This is a genomic window from Acetobacter sicerae, from assembly GCF_011516765.1.
In the GTDB taxonomy this organism is placed as follows: Bacteria; Pseudomonadota; Alphaproteobacteria; order Acetobacterales; family Acetobacteraceae; genus Acetobacter; species Acetobacter sicerae.
Map to the genome: position 1 here is coordinate 225,374 of NZ_JAAABN010000005.1, position 23,931 is coordinate 249,304.

Consider the following 23,931-nt stretch of genomic DNA (forward strand, 5'->3'; position numbering starts at 1 on the left):
AACCTCTTCATGATTTCACTGTTGGTTTTTGAAGCGGTCTTTTAACAGGCCCGGCATCAAAGGATCTGGTCCCTTTGTGACGCTCTGAAGCGCTTCATGCACTTCCCGAAAATGACGCCAGCCGCAGGGGATCGATATTGATCGCCGCCAGAGCCTTGCGCCACTTCGCTGCATGATCCGCCCCGAAAACGATCTCCCGTGAAGCAGGGGCAACCAGCCAGGCCGAATGACGGGCGATTTCCTCTTCCAGCTGTCCGGCTTCCCAGCCCGCGTGGCCAAGGGCCAGCAGCGCATCGCGCGGACCGTCTCCGGCGGCAATGTCCTTGAGCACTTCAAGGTTGGCGCTGAGGGAAATATCGTTGTTGACGGTCAGTGTGCCGTCGCCGTCCCAGTCCGTGGAATGAAGCACCAGTCCTCGCCCTGCTTCAACCGGGCCGCCGGCGCACAGGCCGATACGACGGCGGGGCGGGGTGGGGGCGATGTCGAGTTGCAGCAGAAGATCATCGAAACCCGGCTGCGAGATGCGGCGGTTGACGACGATGCCCATTGCGCCGCCGTCCGCTGAATGTGCGCACAGATAGATCACGCTCCGGTCGAACTCGGATTCCGCAAGCGAGGGCATGGCGATGAGAAGCTGACCTGCGAGTGACTCTTCGGCGCCGCAAGGTGCAACCGTATCAGACTGTAAAAACTGCATGCTCCAGATATGGTGCGCCCGGAGCCATTTGACAACCGAGCCATTTGACAAGCTGACGGCAGAAAGGGGCTAATGCGGGCCACCCAGAAGAGAGAAGGAACTGAACGATGACTGACACGGTTCTTGTAACAGGTGCGACAGCAGGGTTCGGTCGCGCCATCAGCGAACGGCTCGTAAAGGATGGCTACCGGGTGATCGGCACCGGTCGGCGCGCCGAAAGACTCGACGCGTTGCAGGCTTCTCTCGGGGACGCCTTTCTTCCACTGGCGCTGGACATGCTGGACAAGGAGGCGCTGCGGGGCCTGCCCACCGAACTGCCGGAGGGCTGGCGCGAGGTCGACGTGCTGATCAACAACGCGGGTCTGGCGCTCGGTATGGACCCGGCGCAGACCACGAATATCGACGACTGGGAGCGCATGATCGGGACGAATGTCTCGGGCATGGTCGAGATCACCCGCGCGCTGTTGCCCGGCATGGTGGAGCGCAACCATGGTCACGTCGTGTCTCTCGGCAGTACGGCGGGGACGTATCCTTACAAGGGAGGAAACGTCTATGGCGCGAGCAAGGCGTTTGTCTCGCAGTTCATGAGAAATCTGCGGACCGATCTGCTCGGCACCCGTGTGCGCGCCACCAATCTGGAGCCCGGCCTCTGCGGGGGCAGCGAGTTCAGCAATGTGCGTCTGGGGGACGAGGCGAAAGCGGCGGATGTCTATCGCGGCACCAAACCCATCCTGCCGGAAGATATTGCCGAAACCGTTGCGTGGGTTCTTGGCCTGCCGGAGCATGTGAACATCAACCGCATCGAGATGATGCCTGTCTGTCAGGCGGCAGGCGGCCTGTCGGTCGTGCGTGATGTGGACTGAAGAAGGACATACCGGGATATGAATGCCGCCCCTGAAAGCAAGGTTACACTGGAGGATCTTTCCATCCTCACCACGCGTTATCGTGTTGATCCGTCAAAACCGTTTCAACTGAAGGACTACAATCCGGCTGATGACGCCGGACTGGGGCTGACCAAACCGGAGGGTAAGGCGCTTCTGAAACAGGCGAAGAAGCGTCTTTCCGATCTTCAGGAACTGCTTTACGCCAACAGTGGAGCGTCCATGCTGATCGTGCTTCAGGGCATGGATGCCGCCGGCAAGGATGGCACTATCAAGCATGTGATGTCAGGTGTGAATCCTGCCGGTGTGTCGGTCACGTCTTTCAAGCAGCCCGGCCCACAGGAACTGATGCACGGCTTCCTCTGGCGGATCCATATTTCGGCGCCTTCTTCCGGACGTATCGTGATTTTCAATCGCAGCCAGTATGAAGACGTGCTGGTCACGCGCGTTCATCCCGAGTTGCTGGAGCGGGAGCATCTGCCCGGTGAGGTCGGCACGCCTGCTTTCTGGCAGGGACGTTTTGACGATATCCGGCATTTCGAGCACTACCTGTCGCGACAGGGAACCGTTGTTCTGAAATTCTTTCTCAATATCTCAAAGGATGAGCAGAGGAGGCGTCTTCTCAGCCGTCTGGACGTCAAGGACAAGAGATGGAAATTCTCTTCATCCGATGTCAGGGAACGTCAGTTCTGGGATCATTACCAGACTGCTTATGAGGAAGCGATCACTCATACCGCACGCGATTACGCGCCTTGGTTTGTGATTCCGGCCAATCATAAATGGTTTGCGCGTCTGACGATCATAGAGACGATCATCGGCGCTCTGGAAGACCTGAAGCAGAAGCCTCCGGTCATTGAACCAGGCCTCATGAAAAGTCTTGACGCCTATAAGGACGAGCTCAGCAAAGAGGTCGGTTGAGCTTTCTTGTCCGACCAACCCGCAGGTGATCCCATGTCTCCTTCACCCATGACGATGAAAGCTGTGCAGCTTGTTTCTCCAGACCGGCCCTTTGTCTTGCGGGCTGTCTCCATTCCTGAGCCTGAAGCGGGTGAAGTCCGGGTGAGAATTGCCGCCTGTGGCGTGTGCCGGACGGACCTGCATATTCAGGATGGATTGCTGGATCTCGGCAAAAGGGATTTTACAGTCGGGCATGAGATCGCCGGGACGGTCGATGTCTGCGGTGCGGGCGTGGAGCAGGCGTGGGAAGGCCGCAAAGTCGTCGTTTATTACTATGTCGGGTGCGGCAGTTGTCGTTACTGTCGTGTAGGCGATGATCATCTGTGTCCACATCCCAAAGCCCAGCCGGGGTTTTCGAGTGATGGCGGTTATGCCGAATACATCACTGTTCCCGTGAAGAACTGTGTGCCCGTACCGGAGCATGTTGATCTCGCTGAAGCTGCGACCATGGGATGTGCCGGTTCCACGGCAGTGCATGCCGGACGCATGGCGGCCATCCATCCGGGAGACTGGGTGGTGATCAATGGAACCGGCGGGGTAGGGCTGGCTCTTTTGCAATATGCTCGTCAGGCTGGTGGTCGGGTCATTGCAATTGGACGCGGTGGTGCAAGAGCGCAGATCGCGCTGGAGATGGGCGCGGAGCACATCATTGATGTGCTGGAAACGTCAGACACAGTCAGCCGTGTGCGGGAACTGACCGGCGAGGGCGCTGATGTTGTTTTCGAACTGCTCGGCACGCAAACGGCCATGAGCAGCGCCCTGCACATGCTGCGTCGTCGTGGGCGAATGGTGATGCTTGGTTATACGACCGAGGCTTTTCAGTCCCATCCCATCGATTTCATTGTGCGGGAAATTACGCTGCTTGGGTCAGTCGGTTCGACCCTTGATGATCTTCATGAAGCGATTGCTCTTCTGGCCCGAGGCGTCATGCGCTCTCCTGTTGCAGAGGTTCTGCCGCTGGAATCATTTGATGCTGCTCTGATGAAAACACGAGAGGGAGGACTGGATGGGAGGATTGTGCTGGCTCCCTGAAATCCACTTTTGAATGTATCTGTTTCTTTTTTAAGCGCGGACAGGACGCGACTTCGTCAGTCTCAGAGTGTCCTGGATGCTGGAGAGGCGGCTAATCGCATATGAAAAACGGCCCTCCATCCTTCGCCCCACGGCATAACTCAATCGTAAGTAGCGGCACGAATATCGTCTCTCAATCCACGTCTGATGGGGGTTTTGGGGGTGGATAAGGTGGTTCGTGATCTATTGACGAAAACGATAAGCATATCATGTGTGAAAAAACCAGAACGTCTTGTTTCACTCTCAACCGGGCGGAGTGAAGAGTTGAATGAAGAAAGATGGTATAAAATATATTTTTAATAATTCTAATTATAATAATGATATTTTGTAATTTTAGTAAATTTTTCTGTAAATTTCATCCCGCTGTAATCCGGATTTTCTTTGTCGAAATCATCATTGCGCTTGACGGAATCGTTACGACTCTGGACTAATCTGTTAAAGGGATTATTCCTTTGGAGTTATTTGTTTGCGCGATAAATCGGATCTGGATCTGCAGCACCTCAGATCGTTTCTTGCTGTGGCCAAGACGCTCCACTTCACGTCGGCCGCTCATCAGCGGGACATCAGCCAGTCAACCATCAGCCAGCATATTACGCGGCTGGAGGAGATGCTTGACGTCAGTCTGCTTTCAAGATCCACAAAAGTCGTTGAGCTTACCGAGGCAGGGCTGTTGTTTATTCCGCTTGCTGAGGATCTTTTGAGGCAACAGGATCATATATTCGAACTCTCTTCGACACTCGAGCGGCCACGATATATTCGGATCGGCCTTACCGAAGACCTCGTTCTATCGGAATTTCCTTTGGTACTACGTAATTTTCGAAAAAAACATCCGGAAATAAAAGTCAGTCAGACTATTGGTCTCAGTCACCAATTGCGTGCCGAACTGAACAAGGGAGAAATTGACCTGATGTTCGGAATGAGAGGGCCAAATGAAACTCATGGAGTGCCCCTCTGGCAGGAGCAGTTGCGTTGGTATGCCTACCCGGAAACAGAATTTTCAAAGGAAGATTCTATACCTCTTGTGGTTTTTCCAGAAGGAAGCGTGACACGTCGTATGACGATTGAAACACTGAATCGTCACAAGATACGTTGGCATATCGCTTTTTGCAGTGACAGCCTTGGCGCTCTCCTAGGGGCGGTCAAAGCAGGATATGGCTACACCCTGCAGCCTGCTTTCCTCAAACGCAGTGTGCTGATGGAACCTGTCATGCCGTTGCCGTTGCCTGAAGCGCCGTCCGTCAACTTCGTGGTACTCACAAATCGTTCCGATTTCAGCGTTCCTGAACAGATGTTGATCGACGGGGCAAAGACTATTTTTCCATCCTGAACCAAAACCTTCTGAATGGACGAAATAATGGAAAACTCACGTTCAAAAAAGAAACTATATTGTTGCGTTATGGCAACAATATTTTCGGGATTCAGTATGGGTGGATTTCCGGGATCTGCTCTTGCTGCCCCAGCAGTGGTGCAAAGCGATGATTTTGTTGTGCATGGGAAATCCACGTTCGATCCACGTGCCCGTTCCATGACTGATCCTTCAGTGCCTGCATACGTTCCGACAAACAGCACGCCTGGAGGAATTCCTTCCGCACCCTCCGCCAATAGCGCTCATTCCATAGGAAAGCAGCCTTATCTGTTCTCTCTTCATTTCAAACCGATCGTTGATGCAGGAAAATATCTGGGAGATCGCGGAATCTATTTCACTGGCTGGAATGTGTCCCAGTATTCCGGCGTCCCTGCTGGCGGCATTGATCATGGTTCATTTTTCAACAACTTTGCCGGTGTGGGTGTTGATCTTGATATGCAGCGTCTTGCTCACATTCCAGGCGCCAAAATCCACTTTCTGGCGGATGAAGTCGCCGGTCAGGGACGAGCAGGGGGTAATACCGGGTCAAGTTGGGGGTTTGTATCTTACTACGGAAACCACAACGGCTTTCAGGTACGTGAATTTACATGGGATCAGGCGCTCTTCAACAATCACCTGTTCATTCTCGCTGGACGATCGATGCCGAAGGGCGGAGAATTCGATGGTTCTGAGCTTTATTGTATGTTCCCCAGCTTTTTGTGTTCGGTTCCTACAACGCTGACCATAAACGGTTCGATGCCTTCCTTCGTAACATCATCCTGGGGGGCACGTTTTCTCTATAAGCCCACCGCCAAAACTTACATCAAGACTGGCATCTGGGAAGCTGAGCCCTCCCTTAAACTGTCCAACCACAATAGCTGGCCCGGTCCGGATTGGGGATTTGATAGAGCGGAAGGCGAGTATATTCCGACAGAGGTTGGATACCGCACCAATTTTACAAACGATAAATATCCTCGTGCTTACGATCTTGGCTTCGTTTATGACACGGCGACCTATTCCGACCCTCTCTACAATACGATGGGACAGTCTCGTCCGCTTTCCGGCGGTACAGCCATGACGCGGCGCGGCCGTACGCAGCTTTATCTGCAGGCGCAACAGATGATCTGGAAACCTGAAGAGAACGGTACCCGAGGTCTCATTGTGTTTGCAGCGGCGAACCTGATGACTTCCGGAGACGCTTCCGTAAAGGATGGTTTCGTAGCCGGTCTTTTTGACTGGGGCCCATTCGCCTCGCGCCCAAGGGATTATGTGGGCTTCGTCAGCCAGACATTGATCTGGGATCGTCGTTTTGTCCATGGCATGAACGATACCATGGCTGCTCATGGACATAACAATCAGTGGGCGGCTCAGGAAACGATGATGGAGCTGAACTACGGCCTGAATATCGCTCCAGGTGTCATGTTCACTCCATATGTTGAATACATCTGGAATCCAGATCAGCTGGGCCGCAAGACCATTATCCCGAATGTGAATACCGCAATTCAGACAGGAATTTCCTTGAATGTGCAGTTCAGCCCGGCTTTCGGGATTCCGACCCTGCAGCGCGTGAGAAACTGAAAACTGTCTTTCTGAACATCATTTTCCATAAGGGTATGACATGAAAAATTCCAGATGGTGGCAGATGGCGGCAGGACTGGCCTGCATGGCGTCCATATCCTCTCCCCAGTATGTGTGGACACTGTTTACACCCATGCTGAAGACCGAATTCGGAACCAGCGCTGCAGCGCTTCAGGTTACTTTCTCGTTGCTGATCGTGCTGCAAACGCTTTTTTCTCCTATACAAGGATGGATCGGGCGCCATGTTGCAGCACGCACCCTTATCATGGCGGGAGTGGCGCTCACCGGTCTGAGCTGGGTCGTGACCGCGCAGGTCCATAGCCTGAACATGCTTTATCTCAGCTACGGTATTTTGGGTGGAGCCGGAACAGGCATTGTCTATGTCGGTGTGGTCTCTCTTCTCATGCAGTGGTTTCCGGAGCGACGTGGTATGGCCGCAGGGGCCGCGGCAGCGGGATACGGCATGGGGGCAATGCTGACTACTTTCCCAATCTCCTACATGCTTGCCGCCTCTGGCTGGCGGGAAACAATGGGCGCCTTTGGTGTAGTAATCATAGCCGCGGGACTTGTCGCTGCATGGTTTCTCAAGGTTCCTGCTTTTTCCTCCCTTGAGCAGGCCTCACCGTCCGAAGAGGAGGGATATTCTACATCCTTTGTTGTCAAAACGCCTCTGTTCTGGGTCATGTTTCTCATGATGGCGACAATGGCGACGTCGGGTCTCATGGTCACATCGCAGCTTGCGCAGATCGCCAATGACTTCAATGTTGCTCACCTGACAATTCTGGGGATGGCGGCGCTTCCTCTTGCAATGACTTTGGATCGTATCGCCAATGGTCTCACGCGCCCTCTTTTCGGGTGGATTTCTGACCATCTGGGCCGCGAGCGCACCATGGCTTTCGCTTTCACTCTCGAAGCTATAGCCCTGACATGCTGGCTGGCGCTGGCCCATCATCCGGTTGCATTCGTTCTTCTTTCTGGTGTGGTTTTTCTGGGGTGGGGCGAGATTTTTTCTCTTTTTCCAGCAACGCTTACAGACACCTTCGGCACGAAAGATGCTTCACGAAATTATGGTCTGCTCTACATGGCGCAGGGCGTTGGGGCTGTATTCGGCGGACCGCTTGCAGCATGGATGCATCAGGCGAGTGGAAACTGGCATCCAGTCTTTGCCTGCGCGATCGGCGGTGATCTTCTGACGGCTTTATTGGCGATACTTGTTTTGAAGCCGATGCGTCACCGCTTCATGCGCGGTAGGGTCTGATGCGAAAACCCGATCCGTTCCTTGTTGCACTGATCAGTGCTGTGGTGCTCGCCTCGTTGCTTCCTGCAAGAGGTGAAGCCACTGTATTCCTTGGTTACCTGACAGATTTCCTGATCATGGCAATGTTTTTCATGCAGGGAGTTAAGCTGGAACGCCGTGCGATTGTGGAAAATATCCGCAACTGGAAACTTCAGGGGCTTGTCCTGCTTTGCTCTTTTATTCTGTTCCCACTGGTCGGGACAGGGCTGCATATGCTCCTGCCGCATAGTCTCGACGAAGCAACCTGGCAGGGCGTGCTGTTCCTGTGCTGTCTGCCATCCACCGTTCAATCTTCCATTGCCCTTACATCCATGGCTGGTGGGAATGTCGCCGCCTCCATCTGTGCGGCCACACTTTCAAATATTGCCGGCATCTTCCTGACGCCTGTTCTGGTGTCGCTTGTTCTGCATAAACAGGGAGTGTGGTCCGCGAGTTCAGTAACAGACATTGCCGTCCAGCTTCTGCTGCCTTTCATAGCAGGTCAGCTTCTGCAGCCTCTTCTGCACGCGTGGGCTCATCGACGTAAAAAGACCATCTCCATACTTGATCGTTCTTCAATCCTTCTGGTGGTCTATACAGCATTCAGCCATGCTGTAGTGCTGGGCATCTGGTCACATCTTTCGTCGAGAGACCTTGTGGATCTCGCATGTATCGATCTGGCGCTTCTGCTGATTGTCCTTGCTGCAAGTTTTGGACTCAGCCGCATCTGCGGTTTCAGTTCACGCGATGAAGTGTCAATTGTCCTGTGTGGTTCGAAAAAATCGCTGGCGTCCGGCGTTCCTATGGCAAATGTCATTTTTTCTGATTCCATCGCGGGTTTCGTCGTGTTGCCGCTGATTCTCTATCATCAGATCCAGCTTTTCCTCTGCACGCTGATAGCGCGACGCTATCACCAGAAACATCAGTCAGGTTTGTGATGCTTCATACAGTTCGCTCATTGCGCGGGATGGTTACTTCCCCGCATCATCTCGCCAGTCAGGCCGGATTGGACATTCTCAAGGAAGGCGGTACCGCACTGGAAGCGACGGTCGCCATGGGCGCGACTCTCTCTTCTGTCTATCCGCACATGACCGGACTTGGCGGTGACGCTTTCTGGCTGATTTCATGGCCAGATGGCCGCTCCACAGTCATTGACGCGTGTGGAGCGGCGGCTCTGGGAGCCTCACGCGCTTTGTATGATGAGGCTGGTGTTACCGATATTCCGTGGCGTGGAGGACTGGCCGCCAACAGCATGGCGGGTGCTGTCTCGGGATGGGAGAAAGCTCTCAGTCTCAGTACGTCTATTCGTCCTAACCTGCCTTTGGAACGTCTGTTGCGAGACGCCATCCATTATGCAGAGTGTGGCTACGTTGTTTCTGATAGCGAAGCCTCTCTTCTACATGAAAAGCAGGCGGAACTTTCAGAAAACAGATCGTTTCTGGATGCTTATAGTTTGTCTGGAACTCTGGTTTCATCAGGGGCCATCCGCCGCAATCCGGCGCTGGCTCTGACATTAAAGCAACTGGCTCATGATGGGCTTGATAGCTTCTACAACGGCGCTCTGGCACAAACTCTTGCAGATGATCTTGAAAATGCAGGTAGTCCTCTGAGGCAATCTGATTTTAGACGCCATCAGGCTCTGTTATGCAAGCCACTTCATACAACGATAAAAGGGGCTGTCCTTTATAATACAGCACCTCCGACACAGGGGGTGGCGTCTCTGGCGATTCTCAAGATTTTCGATCGAATCACCGCTGATCAGGTGGATGGGTATGATCATATTCATGGTCTGGTAGAGGCAACAAAACGCGCTTTTATCTTCCGCAACAGACATGTTGGTGATCCAGCCTGGATGACACGATCGGCTCAGGATTTTCTGGATGATGATGCAGGGATTGCCCAACTCGCTGCCGGTATCGACATGCGGCATGCAATGCCCTGGGACGTAAGATCCCAGATGGGGGATACCACCTGGATGGGAGTCATCGACTCTTCTGGTGTAGCGGTCAGTATGATCCAGAGTCTGTATTTCGAATTTGGATCGGGAGTTTTCCTGCCGCAGACTGGTCTTGTCTGGCAAAACAGAGGTTCTTCGTTTCGTCTTGAGAAAGGTGGATGGAATAGTCTGGAACCCGGGCGTAAACCGTTTCATACACTCAACCCGGCAATGGCGCGGTTTGATGATGGCCGGATCATGGTTTACGGCACGATGGGTGGAGAAGGGCAGCCACAAACACAGGCGGCGCTCTTTACACGATATGCCCGCTATGGAGTGCCCTTGCAGCAAGCGATTACCGCACCACGATGGCTTCTTGGTCGTACCTGGGGTGAAGAGAGTTCATCGCTCAGGATGGAGGCTGGTTTTGATCCGACAGTTCTGGATCAGCTTCAGCAGGCAGGGCATGATATAAAACTTGTTCCAGCCTTTTCTTCAATAATGGGGCATGCAGGCGCACTCGTTCGACACACTGACGGTCTTATCGAAGGGGCTTCTGATCCACGAAGTGATGGAGTGGCCGCAGGTTTCTGACGGGCAGCTATCAAATGAACCCCATAAGCGTGTGGTCATGATAATCCACGATTATGGGGTCGCGTAATTGAGCGATTTATATTCAAAATTTGCGTAAGATCATTCGGAAAATAAAAATATTGCAATCAGCATTGCAGGATAGTTCCACTATCCACCTGTCGCCAGCACGACGGGCCCTGCCGCATCCATAATTTCAAACGGCAGCATTCCGGCCGGATCTCCATCCGCCTGCACGGGTAATCCTTCCGGTGTCGTGATTTCTATATGGGAGGCACGCACAGTCTGTACACCGGGCAAACTCCCCATCTTGCCCTGCGGCAGGGAAATCCCTGCCATCAAGGCGGAAGAAACGCCGCCATTTTCAAAAAGCGTGACGGAAAAACCGGGTTCGCCCGGCAGGGCGTCAGATGACAGCAGGTAAGGGCCGCCGTAAAGACGGCCCTTGCTCACAATTACACTGGCGGCGTGATATTCCTTGCCATCGGCCCGAACGCAAAGCGAGGGGAACTGATAACGCGGCAGTTCCCGAACTGTCTGGAGCACATAGGCTCCCCGTCCCAGTAAGCGCTTCGTGCCAAGATCGATATGATGCACGACATGCGCATCGAAACCGGCCCCAACCATCTGGACAAACAGTCGTGAGTGATCGGATGATTTCAGGATTCCGGGCCAGAGGGCGGTGCCGCCGTCTGATCCGAGAACGGCCGCCAGTGCTTTCGGTGCGAAAGGCAGACTGAATTCGTGGGCAAGGACATTCGCCGTGCCAAGTGGAATGATTCCAAGGCGGGTGTCGGAATGCATCATGCCAGCAACGACTTCTGCAATCGTGCCATCTCCTCCCGCCGCGACCACCATATCCGCGCCCTGACGAACCGCCTTACGGGCCAGTTCCGTGGCATGGCCGGCATACTGAGTTTCAAGAATCTTCAGGGGAATGCCATGGCTGGCGAGACAGTCGAGCACGTTCCACAACCGGCCGGTATTCCTGCGGCCTGCGGTGGGATTGTGGATGACGTACATGCGATCGGTCTTTCCTGTCGTGCGGTGTAGCTTTCAATTTCGTCTGATCAACGCAGGAGCACCATGATCGGACACCGTGATTTTCAAGAAATCATGGAACTGTCATGTAGCCGCTGACGGGGATGCTCTACACGAAGGCAGACCTCCTGCGGGACGGAACGCCATGAGCTTTGTTGATACTTCCCTCGCCGGGCAAACACCCTATCGTGCGGTGTTTCTGTCCGATATTCATCTCGGAACCAGAGGGAGTCAGGCGGCTCTCGCAGCTGATTTCCTGAAATCCATTTCCTGCGAAAAGCTTTATCTGGTCGGTGATATCATCGATGGATGGCGGTTGCGCCGGTCATGGTACTGGGACAATCATCATGACGAGCTGTTGCAGGTCATCCTGCGGATGGCGCGCCATGGGACGGATGTGATCTATATTCCCGGCAATCATGACGAGATGTTTCGTCGCTGGCTGCCGATGAATCTGGAAGTCGCCGGTGTGCGCCTGATGCCCAGAGCAGAACATGTTGCTGCTGACGGGAAGCGTTATCTGGTTCTGCATGGCGACGAATTTGACAGTGTCGTGCGCTACGCGCCTGTTCTGGCGCTTCTGGGGGATCAGGCCTATACGGCGGCCCTCGTGCTGAACCGATGGATCAATGGCGTGCGTCGTCGACTGGGGCTGCCCTACCGTTCCTTCTCCGCATGGGCGAAGCGGCGGGTCAAAGGGGCTGTAAAAGCCATTGACCGTTTTGAGGAGGCGCTGGCGAAAGAAGCGCGTCAGGTCGGCGCGGATGGTATCATCTGCGGCCACATCCATAGTCCTGAAATCCGGACAATAGATGGTGTCTGCTACATGAATACAGGAGACTGGGTGGAAAGCTGCACCGGTCTTGTTGAGGATCGGCATGGTCAGTTCTCGCTGATTGACTGGAGCCGGAAGACGCCTTCTCCTGTTCAGGATGCGCCTGCTGCTGGCAGCCGGTTCCGCTGGGCAGAAAGCATGATTTCCCGTCGGGATGAAGAGAATAGTGAAGCCGTGATGTCGGTTAAACAACCAGGTTGAAATGTTCTTCGTCATGCGTGTCTATAAGTATAACGACTGAATATATTACTCTGTGGAATTCTGAAAACAAAAGTTCTCTTCATGTTGAATGAGGTCTGGCTTGCGAATACTGATAGCGACGGACGCATGGACACCACAGGTCAATGGCGTCGTGCGCACTATGACAACCATCGTCAACATGCTCAGAGCGAAAGGGCATGAAGTGGAGGTCATCGGGCCGGATCGTTTCCGCACTATTCCATGTCCGAGTTACCCGGAAATCCCACTCGCTCTCAATCCCGGTGGGCGTTTTGGAAAGCTGGTCAAAGCTTTCAGACCGAATGTTCTGCACATCGTTACGGAAGGGCCGGTCGGTTGGGCGGCATGGCGCTGGGCCCGCAAACACGGCGTTCCGTTTACTACTTCATACCACACACGTTTTCCGGAATATGTTCAGGCCCGTCTGGGTTGGGGGTTGAACCCCGCCTATGCGCTACTGAGACGATTCCACAATCAGTCTCAAGGCACTCTGGCCGCGACCAACAGTCTGCGTGAAGATCTGTCGGCACGTGGTTTCACTCGTCTGGTGCCCTGGACACGGGGCGTTGATCTTGCGCGTTTTACACCGGAACTGCGCAGGGACTGGAAGACAGAACTGGGAGTTTCAGGCCCGGTTTTCATTCATGTCGGGCGGTTGGCGGTCGAGAAGAATATCGAGGCTTTTCTGTCTCTTGATCTGCCGGGCACAAAGGTTGTTGTGGGTGATGGTCCGCACCGTGCTTTGCTGGAAAAGAATTTTCCGCAGGCAATTTTTACGGGACGGCTGGAAGAGGGCGCGCTGGCAGCAGCTTATGCGGGTGGCGATGTGTTCGTGTTTCCGAGCCTGACAGATACTTTCGGGTTGGTGGTTCTGGAAGCACTGGCCTGCGGTACGCCAGTAGCTGCTTACAATGTGACGGGACCAAAGGATATTCTTGCCGATGCGGATGGATGCGTCGGTGCGGTCAATGATGATCTGCGTACGGCCTGTATGCTGGCGTTGAATGGCGATCGCGCTGCCTGCCGCACCCATGCGGAACGGTTTACATGGGAAGCCTGTGCGGACATGTTTGAGAATACGCTTGTTTCTTTCTGATTTTATCTCTCTTTGTGAAAATTTTCACTGAAGATAAAAAATCTGCCTGGAATCGTAAGGGGATTTTTGTGAGGCGTTTCTTGAACGGATGGCCGTCAGAATACGTCTCTTTCAGAACTTTTCGATAAACCGAGTTATATCATTGATCATCAATTAATGGACAATAGCCATGATGCAATAAAAATAAGTAAAAATATAAAATTTTAATCGAGTCATTCAATTCAGCGCCCATTTTCTTCGCAATGATGCTGATTGAAGCGCATCAGAACATCGCGTTGATCGCAAATTGTGGTGAAACCTGAATGCTTTTATTGTGACCGGCGAAATAGAAAGCCGAACCCGCGATTATACCCCAGCGAGAGTTCCAGTTATATTCGAACGCAGGCGCGATCTGCCAGTCCGTTCCGGCGCTGCTGATCTTTTTTACATACGCTCCGCTCGCGTCATGTCCATGCACGCGTGACCCATTGGACCAGTCACGCGCAAGATCCATGGCCAGCACCCATTTCTGGCTCACGGCATATTCCAGAGAAAAGCCGGTTTCGCCACTCATGCCGGGTTGACCGCGCCCACGGAAACCGTGCGCTGTGCCGTAGGTGGTGGTGTCTACAAGTGTCGCCGAGGTCACGGCGCGACGGAACCAGTTCCACACGCGCAGGCGTAATTCATGATTTCCGGGCAGCGTGTAGGTGGATTGCTCGGTGATGGCAAAGCGGAACACATAGGCGCCGCTGCCTATGCCGTCCTGCGCGTCGCCAAGTTTCTTGTAGTCACCCGTCGGGAAAATCATTCCAACGAAAAGATTGAAGGCAGGAATGTATCGTTTTGGATCTGGACGCACAAGACGGTAGATCAGGTCGACCGGCACATCGCCGGTTTTTGGGCCGTGGGAATGTCCGCTATCGTGCTTCCAGCCATAATTTACGATCGTATGCACCTGCACGCTGAAATCGGGCAGAATTCCATATTTCCATAGTGTGGAATTGGAAAACGTCCGTTGCATTGGATGCGCGGCAGGACGTGTCCCACCACGGGAATCGAAAGATCCAAGCGGCTGATTATAGGAATAGTAGGGTTCGACATTGAGCACGCCCGCGCGCGTAGTGCCCGACGGTGAGACAAGCGAACCGGTATACCACTGGTCCGCATGAGCCCACGAACTGGTGCCCATCCACGTCATGAGGATGGCAAAGGCCTTTCCTGCATGACGTTTTCCGTGGGCGTACGTTTTCCGTCTCCGGTTCAGCCTGATCTTACGCACCGTTCCGACCACATCTCATTCCGTTCAATAGCCCGCACCAAAGACCGACTGGATGTCTGCCGGCCTGTTCCGGCCATTGGCAAGAAGAAGTTGCAGAAGGATGCGCGATTTTTGTGGGTTGAGATCAAAAGACGCCACCAGTCCGTGCTGATCGTCATCGACCTCTACGTTCCGATTTACAAATCCGTCTCCTACACGGGAGGAACGCACGACGACGACCCCTGCTTTCACAGCGCGGTCCAGACCTGCAAGCGCCTCCTGCGATACATTGCCGTCGCCCATGCCGGCGATCACGATGCCTCGCGCTCCGGCCTTCACCGCTTCGTCAATCTGGGCGGCGTCCATATCCGCATGTGCGTAGATAATCTCGACCTTTGGCAAAAGATGGTTTTGCGGCAGCGGCAGACGGATTTCGGCGCGTGGAGGACCGAAGAAGCGCACATTTGCCGGGTCAGCCGTTCCCACAGGTCCAGCATTGCGCGACTGGAAAGTCTCCAGAGCCGTGGTATGCGTCTTGCTTACCCAGCGCGCGGCATGAACTGTGTCATCCAGTACGACCAGCACGCCCCGATTGTGCGCCTGTGGACTAACGGCCACTTTCACCGCCTCATACATATTTGCAGGACCATCCGCGCTGATGGCCGTGCTCGGGCGCATCGCACCGGTCAGGACCACAGGATGGGACGCGCCGATTACAGTGTCGAGGAAGAAAGCCGTTTCTTCCATCGTGTCCGTACCATGCGTGATGACAACGGCGTCCGCTTCGTTCCTTGCGAAAGCCTCATGAATACGTTCAGCCAGACGGAACCAGACCTGACTGTTCATGTTCTGCGAGGCAATGTTGGAGATCTGCTCCGCCTTCAGTCGCGCCAGCTTTTCCACGCCGGGCACGCCCGCAATGAGTTGCTCGCCCGTGACAGCGCCAGCGTCATAACCAATGGCCGAGCGGGCATCGGCCTTTCCCGAGATGGTGCCGCCGGTGGCCAGAACCAGCACGCGTGGCAATGCTGTCTGTGGCTGGGTTGTCTGCATATCTGCGGCACGGGCATTGACTGGCGACATCGTCATCACACTGAAAGAGACAAGGAAAAACGGTAGGACACGGAGGGAAAACATAAGGCGGAACAGTCCTTTGGCAACTGGAAACAGGGGAGATGTTCCTGCGTCTTTGGTTCGAAACTCTGGAAATGGTCTGGAAGCGGCAAGCGGCGCTTCCAGACCAGTCTGACTTAGTCTTGCGTTTTCACGAACTGATCGTGATATTCCTCAACCATCTTGCGGAGGGAACGTCCGATCGCTGCATACTGGAACTCGTTGAGATTGGCCAGAGAAGCGCGCGCCGCGGGACGGATGGCGCCAAAACCCGCTCCCGGGAGAAGCACGATTCCGGTTTCATCCGCGATGCGGAACAGGATTTCTCCCGTGCTGGCTCGTGCAAGCATCCATTTTGCGAAGTCCTCGCCATAGAGAGCGCGACATGTGTCCTCAAGGTCGATGAGAGTGTAGTAATCTACCGCATTCGCATCTTCCGCCGGTTTCACTCCGAGTTCCTGATACAGCGCGGCCTCGCGGCGACGGATGACACTCTTGAGGGTGGCTTTGTAGCGGCCTTCATGATCCATCAGCGCAAACAGGGAGAACAGGACCATCTGGACCTGCTGCGGCGTTGACAGACCGGCCGTGTGGTTGAGGGCCACAGCACGGCTGTCGGCAACCAGGCGATCGATGAACTTCAGAGAGGACACGTCTGTCGTCAGGCTGGAATAACGCTTTTGCAGCGCCGTTTTTGCATCCGCCGGAAGCTGTGCGAGACGCGCATCGATCTGATTGTCCTTGTGCGTGCCAATGACACCCAGACGCCAGCCGGTCGCACCGAAATACTTCGAGAAGGAATAGACAAGGATCGTGTTGCGCGGGCACACCGCATACAGTGAGCGGAAGCCGTCGGCGAATGTTCCATACACATCATCGGTCAGGATCATCAGATCCGGACGATCCTTGACGATGGAGGCGATCTTCTCAAGCGAGGCATCGTTCATCTTGACCGATGGCGGGTTGCTCGGGTTGACGCAGAAGAACATCTTCACGGCCGGATCGCGCAGCTTTTCAAGCTCGCTGTCCGGATACTGCCAGTCCAGAGCGGGATCGGCCTGCACGGCAACGACTTCGAGACCGTATTCCTCAAGCTGCGGGATCTCGATATAGGGTGAGAAGATGGGCATGCCGATAGCCACCTTGTCGCCCTTGCGGATGAGATCGTTCTGTTTGAGGGAATTGAAGACATAGGCCATGGCGGCCGTGCCACCTTCGGTCGCGAAAAAGTCTGTGGAGTCGAGCGAAAGTGCGCCCCCAACCATTTCGCGCAGCACATACTGGCCCACGACTTTCTCGCTCAATGTCAGCATGCGAGGCGGTGTCGGATAATAGCAGCCGAGCACGCCTTCCACCATTTCCAGAAGGAATGCGCCAGCGGGCAGTCCCATCTGGTCACGCACATAGCTGACGGCATGAGCGAGAAGAGCCGCGCCCTCTTTTCCATGATTGTCCGCAACGAAGCGGTCAAAACGTCCTTCGATCCCTTCCACACGCACGGTGCCACCGAGCCCCGGAGAGAGATAGGACAGCGACAGGCGTGCTTCCGACAGCGCGAACTGGCCGAACAGGAAAAAAGCGTCGCGGGGCAGGGTGGCCAGAAAATTGGGATTGCCACGACCGGCGTTCAGCATCACGCGATCCGCCTTTGAGGAAGCAAGAGCGATCAGCGTATCTTTCAGTTCAAAAGGACTGAGATCACGATATTTCGAGTAATCGATGGACATTGTCCGGTCTCCTTGCCGTGGAATGTTCAGGAAAATGCGACCACAAGCGGTCCGAGCAGTGTCAGCAACACGTTCGCCACCGCGTAGGTGATGGCGAACGGTGTTGTCGGCACGGCATTGCCCGCCTTGTTCAGAACCTCACCGAATGCGGGATTGGCGCTGCGCGAGCCTGCAAGCGCTCCGGCAAAAATGGCCGTGTTGTCGTAACGCAGCACGTAGCGGCCAAAGAACATGGTGAGGATGAGCGGCACCAGCGTGACAACGACGCCCAGGAGAAAGAGCGTGATTCCGTGCTGCATGATGGTCGCGATGGCCTGCTGGCCGGTCTGAAGTCCCGTGACGGCGACGAAGCCGGCAAGACCCAGATCAACCAGAAGATTTGAGGCTGCGGAAGGCATGTTGCCACTTGCGCGATGGCGGCTCTGGTACCAGCCGAACAGCAGCCCCGAAAGAAGTGCGCCGCCGCCACTGCCGAGCGTAAGCGGAACGGATCCCATATGCACCACGCCCAGACCGATCAGCAGGCCAAGCGCGAGGCCAAGGGAATGGAAGACCAGATCGGTCTTTACGGAAGGGACCAGGATCGTGCCGATCAGGGCTGCGACACGCTGCACGTCTGCCGATGTGCCGAGTAGTGTCACCACATCTCCGTCTTTTACGGACGTGTCGCCGGTGACAGGAAGTGGGGTGCCTGCGCGGGAAAGAGCCACGAGATAGACGCCGTGACGTGTGGCGGCCGAAAGGGACTGTGCGCACTCACTAACCGTTTTTCCAGAAAAATCCTTTCTGGACAAAACGACATCGCGACGTATCAGCGCAATATCCATCCCCGGGACTTCGCCACACTCCTGCCCGATCTTCTGTCCCACAGTGAGGATGTCAGCGCGCTGCCCGACAAGCAGCACCTGATCGCCGGGCATCAGTGTGACATCGCCGCCCACCCCTGTTTCCTTGCTGTCACGCAGGATCTGTTCGACCGTTACGCCGTGCGCCATGCCTTCGATGCTGGAAACCGTAAGGCCTGATGTCGTGATGCGATAAGCTCTTCCGATAAGGTTCGGCAGTGCGGGCACTTCACCTTCACCCGGAACATGCACGCCTCCAGCCTGTGCAGCTTCGGCCTTGATTGCATCTTCCCGGATGCCCCGTTTCATGAACCACGGCAGGACATTCACGCACAGCAGGATCGGGCCGATGGACCCGAAGATGTAGGTTACGGCGTATCCCACCGCGACATTGCCCTGAAGCTGCTGCACCTGCGCGAGCGGCAGGCCAAGTTTCTCAAGTGAAGAGCCGGCCGTACCGATGATGGCCGACTGGGTGAGGCCACCGGCCGCCAGACCGGCGGCCAGTCCCTTGTCGAGATGGAACATGCGGGCAACCGCCACGACCGTGATCAGGCCCGTGACGGCCAGCACGACGGCCATCAGGATTTCCCGCAGGGACTGCCGTCCGAGGGAGCGGAAGAACTGCGGACCGCTCTGGTAGCCCACAGCATAGATGAAGAGTGCGAACAGGACATTCTTGATGCCTGAGTCGATGTGTACGCCTATCTGGCTCAGCAGAACGGCGGCGAGCAGTGAGCCGGCCACGCCTCCAAGCTGGAATGAGCCGAAACGGAAGCGGCCGATCCAGCATCCGATTACGAGTGCGAGAAAGAGGGCGATTTCCGGACACGCACCAAACAGGCCGGCCAATGGGGCAGTGAATGCGTGCAACGCGAGGTTCCTTTGGCTTGTTCTGGTTTTTCGTGCGCGACCATTGGTGGTGTGCACATTTTTTGTCATTGATGAAGATCAATAAAAAAATATTTAATACTTCGAGGGTTATCATATTTATATCGTAATGTTTTTATATTGGAATGAATATATTTTCTATATAAGTAAAATAATAAAATTTTTTGTTTTTATTTTGTCTTGTTGGAATGCGTTTCAATCTCCCTGAACTGCTTCAGACTTGTGAAGGAGCGTTCGAAGACGTTTCTATATTTATAGAAAGAAATAGGTTTTTACGGGAGTTTTACAGGTTTCTCTTTGGTGGATAAGCGGTGTGGTCATCATTGTTTAAGGTTTCCGCTAAAAAGACCTGCATTATAAACTTCGTCGGCAATAAAGGCTTCGGGTTCGACTTTATTGAGCAATGGTTCTGCAGCAGTGATATCCATTCTTTCTGTGGCATCAGCCACAGCGTGGATTTCGTGCTCGGTCTGCCGCGTGATCGGGCGATGGCCTGATCCGCCTCCTTCCTTTACGAGCATCTGTGCTAATTGATGCGCACGGACAACGATCATATCTATTGTGATGTATTCGTTATGATCAGCAATGGACCGCTGCCGGAAAACCCACTCGACCACACCGCTTCTGTACCAGCGGCGTAGTCGTTTGCGGATGTTCTTCCTATTCCAGATCGGGCGGTTCCGCGATCAATACCCTGAAGCCGTATCCGTTCTCGTCACGATGGAGGGAGAGCCTGCATCTTTGCGGAATTCAGCAACGGAATTCTCGGCCGCCTGAGCAAGCAGACGGACATCATTGGAAACCGTGACCAGATCGGCCCCCCAGGAAACGCCCTTTGCGGCATAGGATGCGGTGCCGTTATGCAGCCCCATGCGAATGCCGGCGCCATGGGCCGCAGCAATGACGCGCTGGATCGCTTCGACCATCTCCGGTTCTTCCCGATCGAACCCGGTCCGATACCGGCGTCCGGTCAGGCCCAGCGTCAGATCGGCCGGCCCCACGTAAACGCCATCCAGTCCCGGCGTTCTGACAATCTCATTGAGGTTGGCCATGGCCTGTGCCGTCTCGATCATCGCGAAGCACACCACTTCATCATCGGCAAAGGCGGCATAGTCGCTGCCAAGGGCGAAGTTGGCGCGTGTCGGTCCAAAGCTGCGCGTGCCATTCGGCGGATACCGCACATAGGAAACCAGCCGTTCCGCTTCGGCGCGCGTATTGATCATGGGGCAGATAATGCCCCACGCCCCGGCGTCGAGGATTTTCATGATTGAGCCTGGATCCAGCCAGCTTGCCCGCGCCATAGTCGCCACACCGGAGGCGCGCACCGCCTGAAGCATGGGGAGCATACCGGTGTAATCGACGGCTCCATGCTGAATGTCGATGGTCACGGAATCGTAGCCAGCGGAGGCCATGATCTCGGCCGAAAACGGACTGGATATGGACAGCCAGCCATTCAATACGGCCCGACCTTCCGCCCAGATGCGACGTATGGGGTTTCTGGGGATAACACTCATCGTCCTGCCCTCCATCGGTGCCTGTCAGAACTGCGTCCGGGTTCAGTAGATCACGGGTTCGGAGACCGGCCCGCCGAAATCGGTTTGCAGGAAGTCAAAGTCGCATCCCTTGTCGGCCTGCATGATATGATGCGCCGCCATCCAGCCGTAGCCCCGTTCATAACGCGGCGGGGGCGCTTTCCATTCGACCCGGCGTCGCGCCATCTCCTCCTCGGAGACTTCCATTGAAATCGAACGGGCCTCCACATCCACAGAGATGATGTCGCCCGTTTTCAGAAGCGCCAGCGGGCCGCCGATATAGGCTTCCGGTGCAACATGAAGGATACATGCGCCATAGCTGGTGCCGCTCATCCGTGCGTCGGAAAGGCGCAGCATGTCACGCACACCCTGTTTGATAAGTTTCTTTGGAATCGGCAGCATTCCCCATTCCGGCATGCCGGGGCCTCCCAACGGTCCCGCATTACGCAGAACGAGAACATGGTTTTCGGTTACGTCCAGATCCTCGTCCTCAATAGCCTTTTTCATCGACGGGTAGTCGTCGAAAACAAGAGCCGGTCCACTGTGTTTGTGGAATTTTCTGTCACAGCAGGCAGGTTTCATGACACAGCCATCTGGCGCAATATTGCCACGCAGGACGGTCAGGGCGCCCCCCGCCTCGCCGGTAAAGACTGGATTATCCAACGGACGAATGACATCGTCGTTATAGACCTGAGCCGTGTCGATGTTTTCGCCGACGGTCTTGCCGGTAACGGTGAGACAGGACAGATCCAGAAAGCCCGAAATACGCTTCATCAGGGCCGCAATACCGCCCGCGTAATAGAAATCTTCCATCAGATAGGTCGTGCCTGTGGGGCGCACATTGGCGATAACCGGCACTTCGTGACTGAGACGATCGAAATCGTCGAGACCGATATTGACGCCCGCCCGCCGCGCCATGGCGATGACGTGGATGATCGCATTGGTCGAGCAGCCCATGGCCATGGCGACGGCGATGGCGTTCCGGAATGAGGCGCGTGTCGTTATTTTTGAAGGCTGCAGACCCTCACGCACCATATCCACTATCCGTCGTCCGGAGCTTTTCGCCATGCGGATATGATTGGAATCAACGGCCGGAATGGAACTGGCGCCAGGTAATGACAGACCGATCGCTTCGGCGATGGCTGTCATGGTGCTGGCTGTGCCCATGGTCATGCAGGTGCCGGCGCTACGGGCGATTCCTTCCTCAACACCGCGCCAGTCCTCCTGAGTGATCTTTCCAGCCCTCAGTTCATCCCAGTATTTCCATGAATCCGCGCCTGAACCCAGGGTTTTTCCATGCCAGTTGCCGCGCAACATCGGGCCGGCGGGCACAAAGATCGTCGGAATGTTCATGCTGATCGCGCCGAGAAGCAGGCCCGGGGTGGTCTTGTCGCAGCCGCCCATCAGCACCGCTCCGTCCGCCGGATAGGCGCGAAGCAGTTCCTCAGCCTCCATGGCGAGCATGTTGCGGTACAACATTGTCGTAGGCTTCATGAAGTTTTCGGATAGCGAGATCGAGGGAAACTCCATCGGGAAGCCGCCTGCTTCGAGCACGCCCCGTTTCACATCCTCTACCCGCTGTCTGAAGTGCATGTGACAGGGATTGATATCTGACCAGGTATTGAGGATGGCGATGACCGGTTTGCCTTCCCAGTCTTTCGGATCATAACCCATCTGCATCGCACGTGAACGATGCCCGAAACTGCGCAGGTCGGCCGGCCCAAACCACCGTTCACTCCGTAGCCTGATCTTGTCGGCCTTCTCTGGGCCAGGGGTCGAGGCGCGCTCTCCGGCGTCTTCAGTCATATATTATTCTCCCTCGTCCATCCCGATACGTGTGCTTGTCGCGTGGCGGGCGTTTGTCACCTCAGTTAGGGCGCGACAGACTCAGGCTGTCCAGATTAGATACGGTATGGTTTGAGACAGGATTGATATTGATGCTTCAGCTCACTCAGGTCCGCTGTTTCGTCGCCGTCGCGGAAGAACTCCACTTTGGGCGGGCGGCTACACGCCTGAACATGACGCAGCCGCCGTTGAGTCGGCAGATCCAGCTTCTCGAACATGTGCTGGGCGTCGAACTGCTGGAGCGTACCAGCCGCGTCGTGCGTCTGACGCAGGCCGGGGCCGTTTTTCTGGCGGAAGGACGACGCCTGCTGCAGAATGCTGAAGATGCGACGCTCGCCGCGCGACGGGCAGGACGCGGAGCGCTGGGCCAGATTGCGATCGGATCCACGCCGGGGTGCAGTTACGATTTTCTGCCGCGTCTGATTTCAGCGCTGCGCAGCCATTATCCCGACGTCGATCTGATTCTTGAAGAAATGATTACGCGTGATCAGCTTTCGGCTCTGGCTTCGAGTCGATTGGATATCGGTTTTATCCGGCCGCATTTTGATGCGCCGGACATCGAGCTGCGTCGGATCATCAGGGAACCCATGCTCGCAGCCATTCCGGAAGACCACCCCATGGCCCGGCTGGAAGTCGTGATGCCTTCGGACCTCGATGGGCAGGAACTCATCATGTATTCCGTGCTCGGTGGCGGATATTTTCACGATCTTGTGCATCGGCTGTTGATCAGTTCGGACATTCGGCCGAAGCTTGTCCACCATCTGACCCAGATTCATGCGTTGCTCGCCCTTGTGAAGGCCGGAATGGGGATGGCCCTGATTCCCCAGTCGGCCTCACGCCTTGGCATCAGCAACGTTGTTTATCGCAGTCTTGGCTTTGGAGCGGATATTTCCGCCGAACTGTTCATGGCCTATCGGGCTGACAATCCAAGTCTGGTTTTGGGTAATGTGACGAATGTGATCGCCCGTTTCATCGAAGAAAGGGAGCTTTCAGCCTAAGCGATATCAGTTTTGAATTGATTCATTTACAGATTGATTTTGATCTTACGACACCCAGAGCGTTGTGTCTTGCGCAGTGATCGTGGAGTTCCAGTGGCTCGTCCGCCAGCAGCAGTCCAGCGTGTTCCAGATCCCGCATCAAGGGAGACACAGGGTGAATATAATAAAAGGGTCATCAGAAACCCCAACCGCCACATTCCCGTCAGAAACCGTAAGC

General features: G+C 55.1%; 20 protein-coding genes. 11 read left to right on the top strand and 9 right to left on the bottom strand.

Annotated elements, in window-relative coordinates; all coding sequences use genetic code 11:
• Positions 1-94 precede the first annotated feature (94 nt).
• On the bottom strand, positions 95-697 hold the full coding sequence (locus GVI59_RS07925; RefSeq protein WP_173573739.1) for a YqgE/AlgH family protein: 603 nt from the start codon (positions 695-697) through the stop codon (positions 95-97).
• A gap of 107 nt (positions 698-804) precedes the next feature.
• Here GVI59_RS07925 and GVI59_RS07930 point away from each other — a divergent pair, with 107 nt between their 5' ends.
• The 8 genes from GVI59_RS07930 to GVI59_RS07965 all read left to right on the top strand — a co-directional run bounded on the left by GVI59_RS07930 (position 805) and on the right by GVI59_RS07965 (position 10,335).
• A complete protein-coding gene (locus GVI59_RS07930) occupies positions 805-1,560 on the top strand; it encodes an SDR family NAD(P)-dependent oxidoreductase (RefSeq protein ID WP_173573740.1) in 756 nt (251 codons plus the stop codon).
• A gap of 18 nt (positions 1,561-1,578) precedes the next feature.
• On the top strand, positions 1,579-2,496 hold the full coding sequence (locus tag GVI59_RS07935) for a polyphosphate kinase 2 family protein (RefSeq protein ID WP_173573741.1): 918 nt from the start codon (positions 1,579-1,581) through the stop codon (positions 2,494-2,496).
• 33 nt (positions 2,497-2,529) lie between these two features.
• Complete coding sequence (locus GVI59_RS07940) at positions 2,530-3,567, top strand: alcohol dehydrogenase catalytic domain-containing protein (protein WP_173573742.1); 1,038 nt, start codon at positions 2,530-2,532, stop codon at positions 3,565-3,567.
• 505 nt (positions 3,568-4,072) lie between these two features.
• Positions 4,073-4,933 carry a LysR family transcriptional regulator gene (locus GVI59_RS07945; RefSeq protein WP_173573743.1) on the top strand — a complete coding sequence of 287 codons (861 nt, stop codon included), beginning with the start codon at positions 4,073-4,075 and terminating at the stop codon, positions 4,931-4,933.
• 27 nt (positions 4,934-4,960) lie between these two features.
• Positions 4,961-6,529: a carbohydrate porin gene (locus tag GVI59_RS07950; RefSeq protein ID WP_173573744.1), complete on the top strand. Its 1,569-nt coding sequence runs from the start codon at positions 4,961-4,963 to the stop codon at positions 6,527-6,529.
• 40 nt (positions 6,530-6,569) lie between these two features.
• Positions 6,570-7,787 carry an oxalate/formate MFS antiporter gene (oxlT, locus tag GVI59_RS07955; protein ID WP_173573745.1) on the top strand — a complete coding sequence of 406 codons (1,218 nt, stop codon included), beginning with the start codon at positions 6,570-6,572 and terminating at the stop codon, positions 7,785-7,787.
• Entirely contained in the window at positions 7,787-8,743 is a 957-nt protein-coding gene (locus tag GVI59_RS07960) for a bile acid:sodium symporter family protein (protein WP_173573746.1), read from the top strand. Before oxlT ends, GVI59_RS07960 begins: the two co-directional genes overlap by 1 nt.
• Positions 8,743-10,335 (top strand): gamma-glutamyltransferase family protein, encoded by a 1,593-nt coding sequence (locus GVI59_RS07965; RefSeq protein ID WP_173573747.1) that lies wholly within the window; start codon positions 8,743-8,745, stop codon positions 10,333-10,335. The genes GVI59_RS07960 and GVI59_RS07965 overlap by 1 nt, the downstream gene beginning before the upstream one ends.
• 147 nt (positions 10,336-10,482) lie before the next feature.
• Here GVI59_RS07965 and GVI59_RS07970 read toward each other — a convergent pair whose 3' ends face one another.
• Positions 10,483-11,355, bottom strand: a complete 873-nt coding sequence (locus GVI59_RS07970) for a diacylglycerol/lipid kinase family protein (RefSeq protein WP_173573748.1) — start codon at positions 11,353-11,355, stop codon at positions 10,483-10,485.
• Positions 11,356-11,518: 163 nt separating this feature from the next.
• On the opposite strand from GVI59_RS07970, the gene GVI59_RS07975 reads away from it, so the two are divergent.
• A complete protein-coding gene (locus tag GVI59_RS07975; RefSeq protein ID WP_173573749.1) occupies positions 11,519-12,409 on the top strand; it encodes a UDP-2,3-diacylglucosamine diphosphatase in 891 nt (296 codons plus the stop codon).
• Positions 12,410-12,509: 100 nt separating this feature from the next.
• A complete protein-coding gene (locus GVI59_RS07980; RefSeq protein WP_173573750.1) occupies positions 12,510-13,523 on the top strand; it encodes a glycosyltransferase family 4 protein in 1,014 nt (337 codons plus the stop codon).
• 262 nt (positions 13,524-13,785) lie between these two features.
• Here GVI59_RS07980 and GVI59_RS07985 read toward each other — a convergent pair whose 3' ends face one another.
• From GVI59_RS07985 to araD, 7 genes are all read right to left on the bottom strand, one after another.
• Complete coding sequence (locus tag GVI59_RS07985) at positions 13,786-14,703, bottom strand: transporter (RefSeq protein ID WP_242013010.1); 918 nt, start codon at positions 14,701-14,703, stop codon at positions 13,786-13,788.
• 105 nt (positions 14,704-14,808) lie between these two features.
• On the bottom strand, positions 14,809-15,900 hold the full coding sequence (locus GVI59_RS07990) for an asparaginase (protein WP_173573751.1): 1,092 nt from the start codon (positions 15,898-15,900) through the stop codon (positions 14,809-14,811).
• A gap of 113 nt (positions 15,901-16,013) precedes the next feature.
• Complete coding sequence (locus GVI59_RS07995; protein ID WP_173573752.1) at positions 16,014-17,603, bottom strand: bifunctional aspartate transaminase/aspartate 4-decarboxylase; 1,590 nt, start codon at positions 17,601-17,603, stop codon at positions 16,014-16,016.
• A 26-nt stretch (positions 17,604-17,629) separates the two neighbouring features.
• On the bottom strand, positions 17,630-19,321 hold the full coding sequence (gene aspT, locus GVI59_RS08000) for an aspartate-alanine antiporter (RefSeq protein ID WP_198912151.1): 1,692 nt from the start codon (positions 19,319-19,321) through the stop codon (positions 17,630-17,632).
• 338 nt (positions 19,322-19,659) lie between these two features.
• A complete protein-coding gene (locus tag GVI59_RS08005) occupies positions 19,660-19,956 on the bottom strand; it encodes a hypothetical protein (RefSeq protein WP_173573754.1) in 297 nt (98 codons plus the stop codon).
• A gap of 69 nt (positions 19,957-20,025) precedes the next feature.
• Positions 20,026-20,853, bottom strand: coding sequence for an HpcH/HpaI aldolase family protein (locus GVI59_RS08010; protein WP_173573755.1), 828 nt, complete (start codon positions 20,851-20,853; stop codon positions 20,026-20,028).
• A gap of 42 nt (positions 20,854-20,895) precedes the next feature.
• Positions 20,896-22,677 (bottom strand): L-arabinonate dehydratase, encoded by a 1,782-nt coding sequence (araD, locus tag GVI59_RS08015; protein ID WP_173573756.1) that lies wholly within the window; start codon positions 22,675-22,677, stop codon positions 20,896-20,898.
• A gap of 131 nt (positions 22,678-22,808) precedes the next feature.
• On the opposite strand from araD, the gene GVI59_RS08020 reads away from it, so the two are divergent.
• Complete coding sequence (locus GVI59_RS08020; RefSeq protein ID WP_173573757.1) at positions 22,809-23,714, top strand: LysR substrate-binding domain-containing protein; 906 nt, start codon at positions 22,809-22,811, stop codon at positions 23,712-23,714.
• Positions 23,715-23,931 lie beyond the last annotated feature (217 nt).

Excerpts from the sequence above, each read along its gene's own strand:
- GVI59_RS08020 (WP_173573757.1), top strand. The coding sequence starts at position 22,809 with ATGCTTCAGCTCACTCAGGTCCGCTGTTTCGTCGCCGTCGCGGAAGAA.
- GVI59_RS07965 (WP_173573747.1), top strand. The coding sequence starts at position 8,743 with ATGCTTCATACAGTTCGCTCATTGCGCGGGATGGTTACTTCCCCGCAT.
- GVI59_RS07960 (WP_173573746.1), top strand. The coding sequence starts at position 7,787 with ATGCGAAAACCCGATCCGTTCCTTGTTGCACTGATCAGTGCTGTGGTG.
- GVI59_RS07995 (WP_173573752.1), bottom strand. The coding sequence starts at position 17,603 with ATGTCCATCGATTACTCGAAATATCGTGATCTCAGTCCTTTTGAACTG.
- oxlT (WP_173573745.1), top strand. The coding sequence starts at position 6,570 with ATGAAAAATTCCAGATGGTGGCAGATGGCGGCAGGACTGGCCTGCATG.
- GVI59_RS07935 (WP_173573741.1), top strand. The coding sequence starts at position 1,579 with ATGAATGCCGCCCCTGAAAGCAAGGTTACACTGGAGGATCTTTCCATC.
- GVI59_RS07975 (WP_173573749.1), top strand. The coding sequence starts at position 11,519 with ATGAGCTTTGTTGATACTTCCCTCGCCGGGCAAACACCCTATCGTGCG.
- GVI59_RS07985 (WP_242013010.1), bottom strand. The coding sequence starts at position 14,703 with ATGACGTGGATGGGCACCAGTTCGTGGGCTCATGCGGACCAGTGGTAT.
- GVI59_RS07970 (WP_173573748.1), bottom strand. The coding sequence starts at position 11,355 with ATGTACGTCATCCACAATCCCACCGCAGGCCGCAGGAATACCGGCCGG.
- araD (WP_173573756.1), bottom strand. The coding sequence starts at position 22,677 with ATGACTGAAGACGCCGGAGAGCGCGCCTCGACCCCTGGCCCAGAGAAG.
- GVI59_RS08010 (WP_173573755.1), bottom strand. The coding sequence starts at position 20,853 with ATGAGTGTTATCCCCAGAAACCCCATACGTCGCATCTGGGCGGAAGGT.
- GVI59_RS07990 (WP_173573751.1), bottom strand. The coding sequence starts at position 15,900 with ATGTTTTCCCTCCGTGTCCTACCGTTTTTCCTTGTCTCTTTCAGTGTG.
- GVI59_RS07925 (WP_173573739.1), bottom strand. The coding sequence starts at position 697 with ATGCAGTTTTTACAGTCTGATACGGTTGCACCTTGCGGCGCCGAAGAG.
- GVI59_RS07950 (WP_173573744.1), top strand. The coding sequence starts at position 4,961 with ATGGAAAACTCACGTTCAAAAAAGAAACTATATTGTTGCGTTATGGCA.
- GVI59_RS07940 (WP_173573742.1), top strand. The coding sequence starts at position 2,530 with ATGTCTCCTTCACCCATGACGATGAAAGCTGTGCAGCTTGTTTCTCCA.
- GVI59_RS07930 (WP_173573740.1), top strand. The coding sequence starts at position 805 with ATGACTGACACGGTTCTTGTAACAGGTGCGACAGCAGGGTTCGGTCGC.